The sequence below is a fragment of the Priestia sp. Y58 genome (assembly GCF_029522095.1).
GTDB classification, from domain to species: domain Bacteria; phylum Bacillota; class Bacilli; order Bacillales; family Bacillaceae_H; genus Priestia; species Priestia megaterium_E.
Genome location: NZ_JAKWFL010000006.1, coordinates 68,425 through 86,781 on the forward strand (window position 1 = coordinate 68,425; position 18,357 = coordinate 86,781).

General features: G+C 39.5%; 17 protein-coding genes. 5 read left to right on the top strand and 12 right to left on the bottom strand.

The features are described 5' to 3' along the window. Nucleotides 1-55: 55 nt before the first annotated feature. The 3 genes from MMB68_RS18415 to MMB68_RS18425 are packed head-to-tail and all read right to left on the bottom strand — an operon-like array spanning nucleotide 56 to nucleotide 5,436. Nucleotides 56-1,840: an acyl-CoA dehydrogenase family protein gene (locus MMB68_RS18415; RefSeq protein ID WP_221785803.1), complete on the bottom strand. Its 1,785-nt coding sequence runs from the start codon at nucleotides 1,838-1,840 to the stop codon at nucleotides 56-58. Between the two features lie 23 nt (nucleotides 1,841-1,863). Next, the gene (locus MMB68_RS18420; RefSeq protein WP_014457877.1) at nucleotides 1,864-3,042 is read right to left on the bottom strand and encodes an acetyl-CoA C-acetyltransferase; all 1,179 of its coding nucleotides are present in this window, start codon (nucleotides 3,040-3,042) and stop codon (nucleotides 1,864-1,866) included. Between the two features lie 12 nt (nucleotides 3,043-3,054). Next, nucleotides 3,055-5,436 (bottom strand): 3-hydroxyacyl-CoA dehydrogenase/enoyl-CoA hydratase family protein, encoded by a 2,382-nt coding sequence (locus MMB68_RS18425; protein WP_277448500.1) that lies wholly within the window; start codon nucleotides 5,434-5,436, stop codon nucleotides 3,055-3,057. Between the two features lie 184 nt (nucleotides 5,437-5,620). Between MMB68_RS18425 and MMB68_RS18430 the strand changes: the two genes are divergently transcribed. Continuing rightward, nucleotides 5,621-5,770, top strand: coding sequence for a YuzL family protein (locus MMB68_RS18430; protein WP_013059660.1), 150 nt, complete (start codon nucleotides 5,621-5,623; stop codon nucleotides 5,768-5,770). Nucleotides 5,771-5,849: 79 nt separating this feature from the next. Here the strand turns inward: MMB68_RS18430 and MMB68_RS18435 are convergent, their stop codons facing one another. The 6 genes from MMB68_RS18435 to MMB68_RS18460 form a co-directional block, all read right to left on the bottom strand. Then, nucleotides 5,850-6,767 carry a proline dehydrogenase family protein gene (locus tag MMB68_RS18435; RefSeq protein ID WP_221785804.1) on the bottom strand — a complete coding sequence of 306 codons (918 nt, stop codon included), beginning with the start codon at nucleotides 6,765-6,767 and terminating at the stop codon, nucleotides 5,850-5,852. A 173-nt stretch (nucleotides 6,768-6,940) separates the two neighbouring features. Continuing rightward, a complete protein-coding gene (locus MMB68_RS18440) occupies nucleotides 6,941-7,198 on the bottom strand; it encodes a YusU family protein (protein ID WP_028409614.1) in 258 nt (85 codons plus the stop codon). Then, the gene (locus tag MMB68_RS18445; protein ID WP_221785805.1) at nucleotides 7,191-7,961 is read right to left on the bottom strand and encodes an IucA/IucC family C-terminal-domain containing protein; all 771 of its coding nucleotides are present in this window, start codon (nucleotides 7,959-7,961) and stop codon (nucleotides 7,191-7,193) included. Before MMB68_RS18445 ends, MMB68_RS18440 begins: the two co-directional genes overlap by 8 nt. Then, nucleotides 7,951-8,778: an ABC transporter ATP-binding protein gene (locus MMB68_RS18450; protein WP_013059664.1), complete on the bottom strand. Its 828-nt coding sequence runs from the start codon at nucleotides 8,776-8,778 to the stop codon at nucleotides 7,951-7,953. The genes MMB68_RS18445 and MMB68_RS18450 overlap by 11 nt, the downstream gene beginning before the upstream one ends. 26 nt (nucleotides 8,779-8,804) lie before the next feature. Further along, a complete protein-coding gene (locus tag MMB68_RS18455) occupies nucleotides 8,805-9,854 on the bottom strand; it encodes a FecCD family ABC transporter permease (RefSeq protein ID WP_013059665.1) in 1,050 nt (349 codons plus the stop codon). Continuing rightward, nucleotides 9,851-10,855 (bottom strand): FecCD family ABC transporter permease, encoded by a 1,005-nt coding sequence (locus tag MMB68_RS18460; protein ID WP_221785806.1) that lies wholly within the window; start codon nucleotides 10,853-10,855, stop codon nucleotides 9,851-9,853. Before MMB68_RS18460 ends, MMB68_RS18455 begins: the two co-directional genes overlap by 4 nt. Before the next feature lie 177 nt (nucleotides 10,856-11,032). Here MMB68_RS18460 and MMB68_RS18465 point away from each other — a divergent pair, with 177 nt between their 5' ends. Then, nucleotides 11,033-12,019, top strand: a complete 987-nt coding sequence (locus MMB68_RS18465; protein WP_269870862.1) for an ABC transporter substrate-binding protein — start codon at nucleotides 11,033-11,035, stop codon at nucleotides 12,017-12,019. 111 nt (nucleotides 12,020-12,130) lie between these two features. Continuing rightward, nucleotides 12,131-12,304, top strand: a complete 174-nt coding sequence (locus MMB68_RS18470) for a YozQ family protein (protein WP_013085357.1) — start codon at nucleotides 12,131-12,133, stop codon at nucleotides 12,302-12,304. 33 nt (nucleotides 12,305-12,337) lie between these two features. Here the strand turns inward: MMB68_RS18470 and MMB68_RS18475 are convergent, their stop codons facing one another. Together MMB68_RS18475 and MMB68_RS18480 are read right to left on the bottom strand one after the other, a co-directional pair. Further along, nucleotides 12,338-12,475, bottom strand: a complete 138-nt coding sequence (locus MMB68_RS18475) for a hypothetical protein (RefSeq protein ID WP_192997141.1) — start codon at nucleotides 12,473-12,475, stop codon at nucleotides 12,338-12,340. A 36-nt stretch (nucleotides 12,476-12,511) separates the two neighbouring features. Beyond that, nucleotides 12,512-15,634, bottom strand: a complete 3,123-nt coding sequence (locus MMB68_RS18480; protein ID WP_277549241.1) for an efflux RND transporter permease subunit — start codon at nucleotides 15,632-15,634, stop codon at nucleotides 12,512-12,514. Between the two features lie 269 nt (nucleotides 15,635-15,903). On the opposite strand from MMB68_RS18480, the gene MMB68_RS18485 reads away from it, so the two are divergent. Further along, nucleotides 15,904-16,776, top strand: coding sequence for a TetR/AcrR family transcriptional regulator (locus MMB68_RS18485; RefSeq protein ID WP_129705292.1), 873 nt, complete (start codon nucleotides 15,904-15,906; stop codon nucleotides 16,774-16,776). A 24-nt stretch (nucleotides 16,777-16,800) separates the two neighbouring features. Here the strand turns inward: MMB68_RS18485 and MMB68_RS18490 are convergent, their stop codons facing one another. Next, complete coding sequence (locus MMB68_RS18490) at nucleotides 16,801-17,385, bottom strand: DUF502 domain-containing protein (protein ID WP_277549242.1); 585 nt, start codon at nucleotides 17,383-17,385, stop codon at nucleotides 16,801-16,803. A gap of 170 nt (nucleotides 17,386-17,555) precedes the next feature. On the opposite strand from MMB68_RS18490, the gene MMB68_RS18495 reads away from it, so the two are divergent. Then, nucleotides 17,556-18,350 carry an SDR family oxidoreductase gene (locus tag MMB68_RS18495; RefSeq protein WP_221785809.1) on the top strand — a complete coding sequence of 265 codons (795 nt, stop codon included), beginning with the start codon at nucleotides 17,556-17,558 and terminating at the stop codon, nucleotides 18,348-18,350. Nucleotides 18,351-18,357 lie beyond the last annotated feature (7 nt).

Consider the following 18,357-nt stretch of genomic DNA (forward strand, 5'->3'; position numbering starts at 1 on the left):
CCTAGATAGAGGCTTCTTAAACAAAAAGGAGCTCGTAAAACGAGCTCCTTTTTCCTTAAACTGTGAACTTCTCTACTTCTAGAAGTGTTTTTGCAATCTCGCGCTTTACACTAATTACATTAATTGGTGTATAGCGAGTTAATTTGCGAAGAGACGAAAGCATGACTCTAAGCGTATCACCTTGTTCAACGCCAATTAACGTTTCTTTTGCATCTGCTTCGATTCGATTAAATGCTTCTTGGCAGAATACTTGCGTGTATTTTACTTTTAAGCTGTTTTGATCTGCTCCTGTTTTGGAAATGGCTTTTTCAGTACGTAAAACAGTGGATTCCATTGCATATACGTTACTAATCATATCGGAAATATTAACGAGAATTTCTTGTTCTTTCTCTAATTCTTTGCCATACTTTTGTGCAGCTAATCCCAAAAGCAAGAGCGCAATTTTCTTCCCGTTTTGCACAAGCATTTTTTCTTGATCTAACGGCTCATTTCCTACTTCCTGCGGCATAAGCATCATCAATTCTTCTTGAAGCGTTTGTGCTTTTTGAAGCAGTGGAAGCTCTCCTTTTAGCGCTTTGCGTAAATATGTGCCTGGTACTAAAAGACGGTTAATCTCATTTGTTCCTTCAAAAATACGATTAATGCGAGAATCGCGATACAGACGCTCAATTTCATACTCACTCATAAAACCGTAGCCTCCGTGAAGCTGCACGCCTTCATCTACAATGTAGTCAAGAGCTTCCGTGGCAAACACTTTATTTAGTGAACATTCGATAGCATATTCAGCAATGGAAGCAGCAATTTGCTTTCCGTCTTTTTGCTGTTCTTCTGAAAGCTGGCCCATATGGTCTTCAAAAAGTCCTACCGTACGATAGACAGAGCTTTCAGTTGCATACAATTTAGAAGCCATTGTTGCTAATTTTTCTTGAGTTAATGAAAATTTAGCGATTGGCGTTTTAAACTGCTGACGCTGGTTAACATATTGAGACGTAATTTCTAACGCACGTTTCCCTGCTCCAACTGCTCCAACTCCAAGTTTGTAGCGCCCAATATTTAAAATGTTAAAGGCAATCACATGGCCTTTTCCAACTTCACCTAGCACGTTCTCTTTTGGAACAAGCGCATCTTCAAGAATCAACGTTCTGGTTGATGAGCTCTTGATTCCCATTTTCTTCTCTTCCGGTCCAACCGAAACACCTGGAAATTCGCGTTCAACGATAAAAGCAGAAAATTTATCGCCATCAATTTTTGCGTACACGACGAATACATCAGCAAATCCGGCATTCGTAATCCACTGCTTTTCTCCATTTAACACATAGTGTGTGCCTTCTGCGTTAAGGCGAGCTGTTGTGCGAGCACCGAGGGCATCGGAACCAGAACCAGGTTCTGTTAACGCATATGCTGCTATTTTTTCCCCGACTGCTAAAGCAGGTAAATATGCTTGTTTTTGCTCTTCTGTTCCAAATAAGACGATTGGCAATGACCCAATCCCTACGTGAGCACCGTGCGTGATGGAAAATCCGCCTGCTCGAGACATTTTTTCAGCAATTAAAGCCGAGGTAATCTTATCTAAACCGAGTCCACCGTATTCTTCCGGTACATCTGCACCAAGTAACCCTAATTCACCAGCTTGTTTTAATAACTTTACAGAACGGTCAAACTCATGCTTTTCTAAATATTCCACTTGCGGAAGGACTTCATTTTCTACAAACTCATCTGTCGTCTTGGCAATCATCTTTTGTTCAGATGTATAATCCTCCGGCGTGTAGACGCGGCTTGCATCGCCTTCCTCAATTAAAAAGCTTCCACCTTTGATCATTTGTTTTGTTTTATTTGACATGTTCATATCCCCCTTTGAAATGATTATGCTAACAATTCAAATACACCAGCAGCTCCCATTCCTCCACCAATACACATCGTGACAATTCCAAACTGCTCATTTCGACGCTGCATTTCGTGCATTAAGCTAAGAGTCAGCTTAGCTCCGGTACAGCCTAATGGATGACCTAAAGCAATAGCGCCTCCGTTTACATTTACTTTATCTTCATTAATATTTAATTCACGAATAACGCCAAGTGCTTGAGAAGCAAATGCTTCATTTAATTCAAATAATCCAATATCAGAAAGCTCCAGGCCTGCTAGTTTAAGAGCTTTAGGGATGGCAGCTACCGGTCCAATCCCCATTACTTCAGGCGGAACTCCCCCAACTGCAAATGAGCGAAACTTAAGCAAAGGCTTCAAGCCTTCTGCTTCAGCTTGTTCTTTATCCATTAGAAAAACGGATGCAGCTCCGTCACTTGTCTGCGAAGAGTTTCCAGCTGTTACGGATCCTTTAATCGAAAAAGCTGGACGAAGTTTCCCTAATACGTCCGCAGTTGTCCCAGGACGAACTCCTTCATCTTGAGAGAACATCAGCTTTTGTTCACGCAGCTTATTGTTTTCATCAATTTTCCGAAGCGTCACTTCCACCGGAACAATTTCGTCGTTAAACTTCCCTTCTTGAAGTGCTTTTGCTGCTTTTTGATGGCTGCGTACAGCAAACGCATCCTGGTCTTCACGTGAAATGCCGTATTTCATCGCTACTTGTTCTGCTGTATGTCCCATGCCCATATAATATTCCGGCGCATTTTCAACCAGCTGAACATTCGGACGGGCTACGTTTCCAAACATCGGAACAAAACTCATTGATTCTGCTCCTCCAGCTAACACTGCTTTGGCTTGCCCTAGCATAATTCGTTCTGCACCGTAGGCAATACTTTGCAAACCTGATGAGCAATAACGATTAATCGTTATTGCTGGCACCGTATAAGGCAAACCCGCAAGAGCGCCAATATTTCGAGCCATATTCAAACCTTGTTCTGCTTCAGGCATCGCACAACCAATAATTAAATCATCAATTGGTCCTTCGTATCCGCCTGCTCGGCGAAGAGTTTCTTTAACCGCGATGGCTCCCAAATCATCAGGTCTAACACTTGCCAGTGAACCTTTTTTTGCTTTTCCGACCGGTGTCCTAGCACCTGCTACAATAACTGCTTCTCTCATTTTTTCTCCCCCTTAATTACGCAGTGGTTTTCCTTTAACTAACATGTGCTGCATACGTTCTTGAGACTTCGCTTCTCCAACAAGGCTTAAAAATGCTTCTCTCTCTAAGTCCAGCAAATACTCTTCATCAACTTCCGAACCAAACGCTACACGTCCTCCGGCTAACACAAATGCTAACTTACTAGCAATTTTATAATCATGTTCTGATATATATCCTGAATATTTCATGGATTGAGCTCCTAGCAGCAACGTTGCATATCCTGTTTCTCCAACCACAGGAATTTTAGTTCTTACAGGTGGTTTATAGCCTGTGTCATGTAAAGCAAGGACTGAGTTCTTCGCATCATTCAGCAAATGATCTCCGTTTACGCTGATAGCATCATGGCGGTTTAAAAAGTTTAGCTGTCTAGCTTCTGCAGCAGAAGCAGATACTTTTGCAGTAGCAATTGTTTCAAATGTTTTATTGGCAATTTGCTGAAGATCAAGCGTTACACCGTTCGGTAAACCATTTAGCTGTTTGATATAAAGCTCCTTATTACCTCCTCCACCAGGAATGAGTCCAACTCCTACTTCTACAAGGCCCATGTAAGTTTCAGCAGAAGCTTGGATTTTAGCTGACGGTAAGCAAATTTCTGCTCCTCCTCCGAGAGTCATCGCAAATGGAGCTGCAACAACCGGCTTTTCATTGTATTTCACCTTCATCATTGCCTGTTGAAATTGTTTAATGACAAATTCAATTTCAAAATAATTGTCATCTTGTGCTTCCATTAAAATCATAGCTAAGTTAGCGCCAACGCAGAAATTTTTCCCTTGATTTCCTATGACCAGTCCTTTATAGTTCTTATTCACTTCTTCAAGAGACTGATTTAATAAGCTAATAATATCTAGCCCGATTGCATTGTTAGGAGAAGTGAACTGCAGGCACGCCACATCATCTCCTAAATCAATTAAACTCGCTCCGCTGTTTTTTAAAATGACATTATTTTGAGAACGTAAAGATGACAGGTGAATCACCTTTTTATTTTCTTTTACCGCTTTATACTCTTCATCTTCATAGTAAAGCGTTTGACCTTCCATCTCTTTATAGAAGCTTGTAAATCCATTTTCCTGCATTTGTTTTACCCACTGCGGAATTGCTAAACCGGACTGCTCCATCTTCTCAATTGACTTTTCTAAACCAATTGCATCCCACGTCTCAAAAGGACCCATTTTCCAGCCAAATCCCCACTTCATAGCTTGATCAATGGCCACGATATCGTCGGCGATTTCATTTTTTAACTGTGCTGCATATACAAGAACGGGACTGATCACATTCCAAAGAAGATGTCCGGCACGATCATCAGAATATATAAGCGCTTTCATTTTATTTTGCAGCCCTTTTGCCTGCTTGCTTAATTCGGTAGAAGCTGTTTTTAACTTTTTTCTCTCAACGTATTGAAGTGTACTAGGATCAAGTTCTAAAATTTCCTTGCCTTTCTTTAAAAAGAAGCCTTGCCCCGACTTGCTTCCCAGCCAGCCATTTTCCTGCATTTGTCTCATAAATAAAGGCACATCAAACACTTCTTTTTCTTTGCCTTCTACTTTGTCAAATACATTGTTGGCCACATGAATAAATGTGTCTAGTCCCACTACGTCTAACGTTCGAAACGTTGCGCTTTTTGGTCTTCCAATTAAAGGGCCCGTCACAGAGTCAACTTCTCCCACGCTGTAATTACCTTTTAACATTTCTTGAACGGTCACAAGTAAACCGTACGTACCGATACGGTTGGCGATAAAGTTAGGCGTATCTTTTGCAATAACTACTCCTTTACCTAATACATCTTCACCAAACGTTTTCATATATTCAACAATTTCTGATTTTGTGTCATGAGTTGGAATGATTTCTAATAACTTTAAATAACGCGGTGGATTAAAAAAGTGCGTTCCTAAAAAATGCGCTTTAAAATCTTCTGAGCGTCCTTTAGCCATTTCGTGGATCGATATTCCCGAAGTATTTGAACTTACGATACTTCCTTTTTTTCGTACACTATCAATTTTTTCAAACAACTGCTGTTTAATCTCAAGACGTTCGACTACTACTTCAATAATCCAATCACAGTCGCTTAACTGCTGTAAATGATCTTCAAGATTTCCTGGCGTAATTAACGATAGTGACAACTTAGACGTTAAAGGCGCCGGTTTTTGCTTCGTTAATTTAGCTAGAGCAGTTGTACTCAACCGATTTCTCACTTGCCTATCTTCAAGCGTTAACTGTTTTTTTTCCTCGTCTGCTGTTAATGAAGTTGGAGCCACGTCTAGCAAAAGCGTTGGAATTCCTACATTCGCTAAATGAGCTGCAATTCCAGAGCCCATAACTCCTGAACCTAAAACGGCGGCTTTTTTTATCTTCATAATTATCCCCACATCCCCTTTAATATATTGAATGAATGGTCATTCATTTTATGCGTAAAAAAAGAGAGTCACTGTTAATCTCTATTTTTACTATAAAACATTTTTTAAATTTTCGCAATATATTAACAATATTATCTCTAACTATTTTTAATGTGTTTGGTTATCTTAATACACAGGAGGTGATTTTGTGAGCAAATTAAAGAAAGATCCATCGTCAGCAGGCGTAAGCGCAGCAAGCGTTAAAGGAAATGCTGGACCGGTCAATGAACCGCACGGCCGCGGCAAAAAGACATCTCAAAACCAACAGTATACCAAGCATAATACCCAAGGACATTAACCTCAAAATCGAACATGAGTAATCGAATCATGTTCGATTTTTGATTATTTCTTACTTTGTCATCACGACCATTTCATTATTATTTTTTTACGATTCCTTTTAAGACAAATGCGACGTTTGCAGGTCTTTCTGCAAGGCGCCTCATAAAATACCCATACCAGTCCGTTCCGTAAGGAACATACACTCTCATTTTATATTGTTCTGCTACGAGCTGAACTTGCCTTTCTGATCGAATGCCGTATAGCATCTGAAATTCAAACTGATTCATTGAAATTCCATGCTTTTTAACAAACTCTTTTGTATACTGAATGATTCGTTCATCGTGAGTAGCAACTGCTGTATAGTGACCGTTTAATAAGTGAAGTCCAATGATGTTTTGAAAGTTTTCGTCCACGTCTTCTTTATCAGGAAACGCCACGTCTGCTGCTTCTTTGTACGCCCCTTTCACTAACCTTAATTTAGGAGCATAAGCATCTAATTCACGGATGTCACTTTCTGTTCGATATAAGTATGCTTGAAGCACCGTCCCTACGTGTTCATACTCATTTTTTAATTGTTTAAATAGCTTAATCGTCTTGCTGCATCGCTTATAGTCCTCCATATCAATCGTCACAAATACGCTATATTTTTCCGCTTCTTCAAGAATACGCCGCATATGATGAAGCGCCAAATCTTCTGAAATATCCAATCCCATAGACGTTAATTTTAAAGAAATTTCTGAATCTAATCTTTCTTTGTGTATAAGGCGAATGGCCTTTATGCATTGAGCTGCAGCATGATCCACTTCAGCTTCACTTTCCACAAACTCGCCAAGATAATCAATCGTTACTTTTAATCCCTGTTCATTTAGCTTTTTTATCACACTAACAGCTTCATCGATGGTTTCCCCTGCAACAAACCTTGCTGCTCCAAAACGTAAGCCATAGCGCTTAGCCAGCTTTGTTAACTTTTTGCTTTTTGATAACAATAAAAAAAAGTTTCTTATCGTTTGTTCCAAAGCAACCCCCCGCCTTCACTTGTCATACACCTCACAAATTTTATTTAATTATCATTAATTTTACCATTTTTCAAACTAGATAGGCACCCTTTATTAACGTATGCACACAAAACCAAAACGCGACCGGGAGCTTTTGGATAAAAAAACATCCATCAGCTTCGTGATGAATGTTTTTATTCTGGTTTTCGCTGTGACGCTCGATGCGCTTCATTCAGCTCTTTGATTTCCTTTACAATCTCGACCATTTCCGCTTTTGCTTCTGGATATAATTGATTCCAATGCTTGGTTAAAGGCGGCATGGATTTTGAGATATGGTTGTAAAGTGCCCACATTTTTACTTTTTCTTGTAGCTGCTCGTCACTTTCACCGACCATTAGTTCTGTATACTTTTCAATCAAACCGTCGAATTGCTCTTGAAAGGTTTTATTCATGCACAATCACTCCTTTCTTTGGTTTACAAATAACCGGACACGTTTGACAATAAGTCTCTTTAGCTCCTGTTTGGTAAGACAAACAGCACGTTTGCCGAACCCTTATCTCCTGCTTTTGCTTTTCTACATATGGAGGAGGTGAACTGTACCGAGCAAGCGGATTATGATGATATGAACCAAAGTGATGACCCTCAGCTTCTTCTATCACATATCGTAAATTCTTTTGCACTTGCATGTTGTCTATTTCTTCATTTGCTAAAAGCAAATCATAAAGCCAGTGGATATAAACAGCTACGTTTTCCCACAGCGTCAGCTTCGAGATTTTTGTCACTTTACGCAGCGATGACCATATCGGCTCAATGTGATGAGCAAACAATTCATCAAGAAGTTCGTCAAGAAGAATTTTCCGATTGTCCTCTGTTACTTCTTTCGTCTCAATTTCTGAGATAAACACTTTTGGGAGCCACATCGTTTCAGCGTCTTCTGTATGCAAAGAAACATTTTTAGTCGATGCGTTTATCTTTTTTTGAAACACAATAAATGAATACAAAGCCGCCACCACAACAAAGCTATACCGCTTCGCTAACATGGAAGCAGCTGCTCTCAAGTTAGCAGCCTTCATCGTCTGTTGAATCCATAGCAGCTGCACCCTCAGCGTGCTTTCATCCATGCAGCTGGAGGGAGACAACCTGTACAGCGAGTTATCTTTAAACGTACAGCGGAATTTTTCTGCTAACTCGCTTTGCTCTTTCTTATTGAGCATGCTGCGTTTCAACGCGCAGCTTATTCACAATACATCGTCCGCGCCCATGAGGAATACAAAGAGGCGTTCCAAATAACGGATCCACCGTCACTTCACAGTTCATATTAAAGACTCGCTGTACTAAATCACAGTTAATGACTTCTTCTGGTCTTCCCTGTGCATAGATTTTTTTATCTTGAAGCGCCACAATATGATGAGCATAGCGGCAGGCTAAGTTTAAATCATGCAGCACCATTACGATGGTACGATTTTCTTTTTCATTCAGTTCAAACAACAAGTCCAAGATCTCAATTTGATGCGTCATATCTAAATACGTTGTCGGTTCATCAAGTAAAATAATATCCGTATCTTGTGCTAATGTCATGGCAATCCATGCGCGCTGACGCTGTCCTCCAGAAAGCGAATCAACTTGACGATCAGCCAAGTCTGCTAACCCTGTTGCTTCGAGTGCATTTTGTACTTTTTCTTCATCTTCTTGAGACCACTGACGGAACCAATTTTGATACGGATAGCGCCCTTGTTTAACAAGCTGAAGCACGGTCAACCCTTCAGGTGCAACAGGACCTTGCGGAAGGATTGCTAGCTGCTTTGCAATTTCCTTTGTCGGAAGAGAGGAAATTTTAGAGCCTTCTAGTAAAATAGAGCCGGCATGTGGCTTTAATAATCTTGCTAGTGAACGCAGCAGCGTAGATTTTCCGCATCCATTACTGCCGATAAAAACCGTAATCTCACCCTTTGGGATGGTAACGTCAAGCTCATCTATAATCATCGCTTCTCCATATGATAATGTTAGCGATTTTGTTTCTAACGAATGCATGCGAATCGCTCCTTCTACAAAGAATGCTATACGTTTCTTTGTTTGTATAGTAAATAAATGAAGTACGGTGCGCCAATTGCAGCTGTAAATACACCTGCTGGCACTTCGATTGGCAAGAAAAATGTTCGGCCAATTAAATCTGCTGCTGTGATTAAGATTGCTCCGATCAATGCCGATAGCGGTATTAAAGCTCCGAATGAAGAACCTACCAGCTTTCGGGCAATATGTGGAGCAAGCAATCCTACAAAGCTAATTCCACCGGCAAATGCAACGGCGCTTCCTGTTAAAGCTGTACTCATCAGCAATAGTGCCAAACGATTTTTTTGAACGCGACTTCCAACGTTAGTCGCAATTTCTTCACCTAATTCTTGAACATTTAAATTTCGAATCATTAAAATCGTGATTATAACCAGCCCTATTGTAACAGGAACTAGTATGGAAACACTGGCCCAATTTGAGCCATACACCGTTCCTGTGATCCAAATATTTGCCTGACTGGCGCGATAGATAGGACCCATAATCATAAACAGCGTGGTCATAGCTTTCGTTAACGCTGTTAATCCAATTCCTATTAATACTAGTGTAATAGGAGAGACGCCATTTTTCCAGGCAAACACATAAAGTAAAAGCGCCACTGCCACTGCACCTAAAAATGCGCTAACAGGCATCCAATTAATACTTACGGTTAACGAGTTGCTTTTATCACTAAATAGTGTCAAAAATAACACTACACCAACTGACGCTCCTCCTGTTAATCCAATTAAGTCTGGTGAAGCAAGCGGATTTCTCACAAGCCCCTGCAAGATAGCGCCTGCAATAGCTAGGCAAATACCGGCACAAATGGCAACAATAATGCGTGGAAGTCTAAAAGATGTAACAACTAATCGCTCAAACTCCAATCCATGACCTGCTAAAATTTTAATCACACGAAGTGGATTAATAAATAAGTCACCCGTACCTGCACTCAATAAAAAGAGAGCAACAAGTGCAGCTGAAAATCCAATAATGATCAGAGCTGCTTTTATGTTAACCAAAAATGAAATTCTCTTTAAGCGAAGAGATAAGTATGTTTTCATGACGCCTTTGCTCCTTTCCTTGCCATATAGATAAAGAAAGGTGTACCAATAACAGCAGTCATGACTCCAACAGGGATTTCTTGAGGCATAATGACATACCTGGCCGCAACATCGGCTAATAAAATTAAGATGCCTCCGGCAACCGCACTATAGGGAAATACCCAACGATAATCTTGTCCTACAATTGTTCTTACAACATGCGGAACAATAATTCCGACAAAGCTAATCGGACCGGCTACTGCAACGGCTCCACCAGCTAAAATGGCAATAATGATGCCGCTTATAATTTTGACAAGAATCGTTCTTTGACCTAATCCTTTAGCTACATCTTCACCAATCGTTAAAATATTAATTTTTGAAGCGATAAAAAACGTGACAATGATTGCTGGTACTATGTAAGGGAGTATGCCATACAGCATTTCCACCTTGCGTCCTTGCACAGATCCAGCCAGCCAAAAGAGAACTTGATCAAGCGAAGATTCATCCACAGCCAGCAGTCCTTGTGTTAAAGAAGAGAAAAAGGCTGCAATAGCCGCTCCTGCGAGCGTCAATTTAATAGGCGTTAATCCTTCTTTTCCGAGGGACCCAAGAAAATAGACAACCACTACGGTTAATGCCGCTCCTACAAATGCAATCCATGTAAAAGCTTGAAGTGAATTGACCGAAAAAATCATCACTGCAACAACAATAAAAAAGCTGGCCCCAGCGTTCACACCGATAATATCCGGTGAAGCAAGTGGGTTTTTCGTTAACGCCTGCATCATTGCTCCTGCAATTCCTAAACAAATACCTACCACAGCACCGATTATAGCGCGCGGCAATCGAATATTTTGAATAACTATGTGCTCATTCGAACCGTTAAACGCTTGAAAAGCTTCAAATGCTGTCTTGATACTTGTATCTGTGTATCCGAGTACGATACTTAATCCAATACAGATTAAAAGCAGCATGATTCCAATGATGAGCCCCATTACTTTCATTTGAACACTGCGTAGCATCATTTTCATTGCTCTCCTCTAAGATGATTCCTATATATCTAACCTTTAGTTTAGGAAACATTGAAAAAAGTGTCAATGATTTTGAGAATCATTTTCAATTTTTAATTGACACCGCTTAAAAGTTAGAATATTATCTTAATTGTTAATGAAAATCATTATCACTTAAGAGGGGGAAGAGATGTGAATACATATTCTAAAGGCAAGTTGTCATATTTGTTATCCATTCTTACCATTATGACACTGCTTGTGCTGGCAGCCTGCGGTAATTCGAACAGCGCTGACGATGATAAAAAAGAAAAAACTGAGGGTTCTGGCGAAACTTATACAGTAAAACATGCAATGGATAAAACAGAGATTAAAGGAACACCTAAACGAGTTGTCGTTTTAACAAACGAAGGTACTGAAGCTCTTCTTGCAATGGGTGTAAAGCCTGTTGGTGCTGTTCAATCATGGTTAGGAAATCCGTGGTACGACCATATTAAAGGTCAGATGAAAGGCGTTAAAAGTGTGGGTACAGAAAGTGAGCCAAGCTTAGAAGCAATCGCTGCTTTAAAACCTGACTTGATTATCGGAAATAAAATGCGTCAAGAAAAAGTATACGACCAGCTTAGTCAAATTGCTCCGACTGTATTTTCTGAAGAGCTGCGCGGAGACTGGAAATCAAACTTTAAGCTATATGCAAAAGCTGTAAATAAAGAAGAAAAAGGTAAAGAAGTATTAGCTGACTATGACAATCGCGTAGCAGATTTAAAGAAACGCCTTGGAGATCAGTTAAAACAAAAAATCTCAGTTGTACGCTTTACAGCTGGAGACGTTCGTATTTATCATAAAGATTCATTCTCAGGCGTTATTTTAGACCAGCTTGGATTTGCTCGACCTGAGTCTCAAGACAAGGATGATTTTGCTGAAATGAATGCAACAAAAGAACGCATTCCGGCAATGGACGGCGATCAGCTATTCTACTTCTCTTATGAAACGGGAGACGGCGAAGCAACAAAGCTTGAAAAAGAATGGATAAACGATCCGCTTTTCAAAAAGTTAAAAGTGGCTCAAGAAGACCATGTTCATAAAGTAGATGATGCTACGTGGAATACAGCAGGCGGTGTGTTAGCAGCTAATATCGTACTTGATGATATTGAAAAAATCTTCTTAGATAAAAAACAATAATAATATGAAAGAAAGAGCTTCGACGAATCGAAGCTCTTTTTGCATGTATAATGTATTTCCTTTCATCGCACACTAACCGTGGTCTCACTTTATTAAATAGGAGTGGTGAAAATGAATTCAAAAAAACAGCCTAAAAAGCAGCCTGATACAAATGAAATGGCTGACCGTCAGTTCGAAACAGAAGATTATAACCGACAAGATGCACTCTCACAAGGTCTAGCAGAAACACATGAGCAAGTAAGCGACGCCTATCAAGAAGGATCATTTGAAGATACAGATCGTTAATAAAAAAAGAGCTGACTTAAAGTCAGCTCTTTTTTATTTTGAATGCTGCCATGCCGTTTTAGGCAATGACATGGCCATCCACTGCTGGCGCTTTGATTTATCAATCGTTACTTTCTTTGCTTTAATTCCTTGTTGAATCAGCTGTTTCATTAGTTTATCAATTGACTTCATCGCTATTCACCTCAAAAGCGGAAATTTGTTTTGCTTCTACTTTTTTACTTTTTTGCGCTTAAACTTCATAAAAAACTCATAGACAATTGGAACGATAATGAGCGTAAGCAGCGTAGAACTTGTTAGTCCTCCGATTACCGTAACCCCTAGCCCTTTTGAAATAAGGCCTCCACCTTCAAATCCAAAAGCTAATGGAAGCAGTGCACCAATCGTTGCAATAGCTGTCATTAAGATCGGGCGAAGACGTGTCATTCCAGCTTCTAGTAACGCTTCACGCGTCGACAGACCCTCTTGCTCTTTATGAATCACGCGGTCAATCAGCACAATTGCATTTGTTACCACAATTCCAATCAGCATAAGAGCTCCAATCATCGAAGAAATGCTGATCGTTTCTCCAGAGATTAAAAGTGCCACTAGTGCACCAATGAGTGTAAATGGAAGTGAGAATAAGATAGCAAATGGTGCTAGCCCTCCACCAAATGTCAGTACTAGTACGAAGTACACGATACCGATGGCTGCGAGCATAGCAATTCCTAATTGACTAAATGAGTCATTAATTTGCTCTGATGCTCCGCCAAAGTTAATATCCATATCACTTGGCAAATCAATTTTCTTCACTTCTTTTTGGACGTTAGAAGAAACACCGCCTACATCGTCACTCTTAATATCGGCACTTACCTCTGCATAAATTTTATTATCACGGCGAGTTACCGTATTGGATGTTTTAGCTTTTTTAATATCGACAACTTCATTTAATGTAACTTCCTGTCCAGTTTGAGAGGTCACTTTTGTGCTTGAAAGTTCGGCAAAAGTAGAGAAATCCCCTTTTTCTTTTGGAAGGTATACGTTAATTTCGTTTCCGTCTTTTTGGATAGTCGTTAATACTTCACGCTGTCCAAGGTTCGAAATTTGCATGCCGATTTGACTAGCAGACAAGCCGAGTTCAGCAGCTTTCTTTTGGTTCGGTACTAGCGTATATTCATCAAACGTATCTGAAAGCGTAGAATCGACATTTTTCAGCTCTTTATGCTTTTCTAAAACATGCTGAACTTTATCAGCATAAGGTTTGATTTCATCTAAGCTATCTCCGTAAATAAGGACGTTTAATGAATTATTGCTGCCGCTAGACGCCGTATTCATTGAGCCCCATTCACCTTGATTCGCTTGTTTATTAAGAGCTTTTAATACTTTGTCCTGCTCTTTATCAAAGTTTTGTGTATCCTCGTCATATTGCACAAATGTTAAAACGTTATTTTTGCTTCCCGGATTAAAAGAGTTACCTTCACCGAACGAATACTGAACCGTTTTGACACCATCTCGCTTCATCAAGTACGCTTCTGCGCGATTCGCTGCTTTTTCTACGTCGCTTTGAGACTGTCCGGCTTTCGGTGTATACGTAAGCGTCAGCGTTTTTTCTTGATCGGATGATAAGAAGCTCACCCCAATAGAAGGAACTAAGAATAAACTTCCTACTAACAGTAGTACGGCTAATCCAAAGGAAATAAGCTTATGGTTTAGCGTCCAGTTCAAAATTCGCTTATATCCGTGCGCTAGTTTGCTTGGTTTTTCTTCTTTTACTTTTACATTTGTTTTAAATAACGAATGAGCAAGCATTGGCACGAGTGTTACCGCTACTAGCAGTGATGCTAACAGTGCAAAAACAACGGTTAACGCAAACGGTAAGAATAGCTCTCCTACCGGTCCTTCTACTAGACCTAAGGGTAAGAATACGGCCACGGTTACGATTGTAGAAGAGAAAATTGGAACAAACATTTCTTTCGTCGCCGCGACAATTAAATCTTTTCCTTTAAGCTTTTCTTCCTGATAAGCCATGCGGCGGTAAATATTTTCAATAACGACAATGGAATCATCTACAACCCTTCCGATGGCTACAGTCATCGCTCCAAGCGTCATAATATTTAAAGAGATATCCATTGATTTCAGCGCTAAAATGGCGATCAATAACGAAAGCGGAATCGAAATAACGGCAATAATCGTTGAACGAATATCACGTAAAAATAAAAGAATAATAATAACCGCAAAGACCGCACCGATAATAGCTTTATTTAGCATAGTATGAACAGAATCTTCAATCGGTTTACCTTGATCAAAAATATTGTCAACGTGAAGGTCTTTGTTTTTCTTTTCTAGGCTATTCATTTTTTCTTTAATATCATTTACAACATTTACTGTGTTCGCATCTTTCGCTTTGACAACTTGTACAGCAATTGAAGGTTTTCCGTTCGTGCGAGAAATGGATTCTGCTTTCCCCGTCACTTTAATATCCGCAATTTCTTTTAATTTCACAGTTGGAATAGAAGCTGCGGAAGGCGCCTGCTGCACGGCGCCTTGTGCCTGCTGCTGGCTCATTCCTTGTTGCTGATCTTGAGCAGCTCCTTGAGCAGCTCCTTGACTAGGCACAGCTGGAATCTCTAAGTTTTCCAAATCTTTTTCTGTTGTCATCTTTCCGTCTACCACAACAGATTTTTGAGATCCATCCATCGTATACGTACCAGCCGGCACTTTTGCATCAGATGCTTGGATAAGCTTTTTTACCGTATCTTCATCGAGTCCCAGCTGCTTGAGCTTGTCTTGTTTGAATACAAGTTCTGCTTCTTCAACTTGCTCTCCTGACACGCTGACCGAAGAAATTCCCTGCACTTTTTCAACTTGTGGAACAACAGTATTTTTTACATACTTCGTTAAGTCTTCTAATGATTTTTTATCATCTGAAACACTTAATGAAATAATCGGAAAGTCACTAATGCTTTGTCTTGAAACATTTGGTTCCTCTACATCATCTGGCAGATCTACGTTTGAAAGAGCTCGTCTAACTTCGTCTTCTGCCTTCTCCATATTTTTACTAAAGCTATATTCAACTTGAATGGTAGCAATATTTTCATAAGAAGATGAGCTAACTGTGTCAACGCCGCTCAGTCCCTGGAGCTTTTGTTCAATCGGCTTACTCACCTTATCTGCCACTTGTTCCGGAGTGGCTCCCGGATAAGTTGCACTGACTGTTACAACAGGCGTTGAAATATCAGGAATGGTCTCTAGCTTCATATTAAACCCTGAATACAGCCCTGCAATAATGACAAAGAGCGTTAACAGCCATACTGCAAATTTATTTTTCAATGAAAATTTAATAAACTTCCCCAATGCATATCCTCCTTCAAATATATGTATACTAATAAAATTGACTGATCGGTCACAACAACTTAAAATATAAATGACTAACCGGTCAGTGTCAACCCTAAGCAGGCTCTCTCCTAACATGTTCATAATAAAGACATATTTACGATAAATCGTTTTTTAAAGGAACTGACTCTCGTTCTCAACTTTGATATATACCTTTATCTTTTTTAGTGTATGATACTATTATCTAACGAAATGAATGGCCAAATTGTTCAATAAAGGAGGTAGAAGACATGAAGGAAAAAGAAAAAAGAATAATTGAAGCTTCGATTAAGCTTTTTGCAAAAAAAGGATTTAATGCTACCTCTGTGCAAGAAATTGTAGATGAATGCAACATTTCAAAAGGTGCGTTTTACCTGCACTTCAAATCTAAGGATGCACTTTTATTATCAATTTTAAACTTTTACTATGAAAAGCTCTTTAGCTCTGTTTATGCTCTCGACGAGGAAGTAAACGATGCCCGCAGCCGCTATATGAATCAGCTCATCTATTTCTATGAATTTATTACAGAGCACAGAGATTTTATTATCATGCAAATCCGTGAAAAATCTATTCCCTTTAACAAAGAAGTGGAGACCTTTGTTCATAAAATGCAGCGAGAAACGTTTTACTTCCATCGCAAAAGCCTCGTTAGCGTATACGGAGAAGACGTAACTCCTTATATCTCCGATTTAACAAAAATGATTGAAGGTATTCATCATTCCTTTTTAGAAATTATTATCTTCAATCAATACGAGCTTACCTTTAAAGAAGTAGCGCAGTACATAATGGACCGAGTTGATGTATTAGTAGAAGATTTATTAGCTAGAAAACCTCGTCCCCTTATTCCCGCTTCTTTTGGTGAAGATATATATGGAAAGGAACGAACTACTTTTCTCAGTAAAAATGAGCAGGTAAAACAAGCTCTTGAGGAAATTAAACATCTGCTAGACACCAGCGATCATATTTCTGATGAACACGCAGACAGCTTTCACATTTTACAAACGGAGCTAAAAAAAGATAAGCCTACCGCTGCTATTGTAAAAGGCATGGTTGGAAATTTAACGGAACTTAAACCGTTGGAAGAACCGCTTAATCTTTTAACAGCCTTACTCCAACAAAAATAACAGAAGGCTTCAACAAGCCTTCTGTTATTTTTCTGCTTTTGAACTAGATACTCCCCCAGATAACACGAACTTCATGGCTTCTTCCGGCTTAATATCTAACCATTCAATTTCTTCTTTTGGAATCAAAAAAGTAAAACCGGCTACTTGAAAAGTCTGTGGAACATAAACGGCTACGTGGTCTTTTAATGAATGAATGACCTCTTCTACTTCTTCAGAGGTCACAAACCCTATGACTTTCATTGACGTGCCGGGCATCGTCACTAAAGCGACTTTTGAAAATGACTTTTTCTCTCCAAGAAAAGATTGAAACGTATCTTTAATAACGGTATATAGCGTTTTAACAAGCGGTATTCTTTCTAACAATCGATCAATTAAGCTAATGATTTTCCCTACAAAAAAACGAGTGGATAACCATCCTAAGAACGTAATTAAAACAAGCGTCGCTAAGATGCCAATCCCCGGTATATAATCCTGCTTCATATAGGGCTTCAATACGTTTCCTAAAATGCTGTCTAAAAAATTAAACACTCTTACTAAAATATAAATAACAAGGATAATAGGAACAATCGTTAAGAGTCCATTAATAAAACTTTTTATGATTGCTTTCATGCAAACACCTCATTTTTTCTGACATACTGCTGTTTATTATACAATGAATTTGTTTTGCTGCGTCTCTTTATTTCTATTCACACACGTATAACCTAACGACGTTTTATCAAAATAATAGATGGGTACATGAACATACATACTTATATATTTATTTTTGCGGAGGGATACAATTGGGACGTTTAGAATCAAAAATCGCAGTGATTACAGGATCAAGCTCCGGCATAGGAAAAGCAACTGCTGAACGCTTTGCGAAAGAAGGAGCGGTTGTTATTTGTGCCGATATTAATTTAGACGGTGTGAAAAAAGTAGCACAAGAAATTAAAGATGCTGGCGGTAAAGCCCATGCCTACTATATCGACGTAGCTGAAGAAGAAAAAGTAAAAGAGTTCACGGAGGAAATTGAAAAGAAATTTGGAAAAGTGGACATTCTTTTTAATAATGCAGGGACAGACACAGAAGGCGGCAAGCTTCACGAATATCCAGTAGAACTTTGGGATCGCTTAATGTCGGTAGATTTACGCGGAACATTTCTTGTAAGCAAATACGTTATTCCGCTGATGTTAGAAAATGGCGGATCGATTATTAATAATTCATCCGTATCCGGACTGGCAGCAGACTTAGACCGTTCTGGCTATAACGCAGCGAAAGGTGCTATTACCAACTTAACAAGAACCATGGCAATTGACTACGCTCGTGAAGGTATTCGCGTTAACTCAATCGCTCCTGGAACAATTGAAACACCTCTTCTTGATGATTTATCAGGCGCTGAAGAAGGAAAAAAATTCAGAAAAGCATATGAATGGGTGGATCCGATGGGCCGTTTAGGTAAACCGGAAGAAGTAGCCGGGGCTGTATTATTTTTAGCATCTGATGACAGCTCGTATGTAACGGGTGATTGCATTACGGTAGATGGCGGTCATATGGCGTATACATGGCCTGGAAAAATGCTTTACGATAAAATGTGAGAATACA

Coding starts and splice junctions, on each gene's coding strand:
- MMB68_RS18415 (WP_221785803.1), bottom strand. CDS start 1,840: ATGTCAAATAAAACAAAACAAATGATCAAAGGTGGAAGCTTTTTAATT.
- MMB68_RS18420 (WP_014457877.1), bottom strand. CDS start 3,042: ATGAGAGAAGCAGTTATTGTAGCAGGTGCTAGGACACCGGTCGGAAAA.
- MMB68_RS18440 (WP_028409614.1), bottom strand. CDS start 7,198: ATGAATAAAACCTTTCAAGAGCAATTCGACGGTTTGATTGAAAAGTAT.
- MMB68_RS18445 (WP_221785805.1), bottom strand. CDS start 7,961: ATGCTCAATAAGAAAGAGCAAAGCGAGTTAGCAGAAAAATTCCGCTGT.
- MMB68_RS18450 (WP_013059664.1), bottom strand. CDS start 8,778: ATGCATTCGTTAGAAACAAAATCGCTAACATTATCATATGGAGAAGCG.
- MMB68_RS18455 (WP_013059665.1), bottom strand. CDS start 9,854: ATGAAAACATACTTATCTCTTCGCTTAAAGAGAATTTCATTTTTGGTT.
- MMB68_RS18460 (WP_221785806.1), bottom strand. CDS start 10,855: ATGATGCTACGCAGTGTTCAAATGAAAGTAATGGGGCTCATCATTGGA.
- MMB68_RS18470 (WP_013085357.1), top strand. CDS start 12,131: ATGAATTCAAAAAAACAGCCTAAAAAGCAGCCTGATACAAATGAAATG.
- MMB68_RS18475 (WP_192997141.1), bottom strand. CDS start 12,475: ATGAAGTCAATTGATAAACTAATGAAACAGCTGATTCAACAAGGAATT.
- MMB68_RS18485 (WP_129705292.1), top strand. CDS start 15,904: ATGAAGGAAAAAGAAAAAAGAATAATTGAAGCTTCGATTAAGCTTTTT.
- MMB68_RS18490 (WP_277549242.1), bottom strand. CDS start 17,385: ATGAAAGCAATCATAAAAAGTTTTATTAATGGACTCTTAACGATTGTT.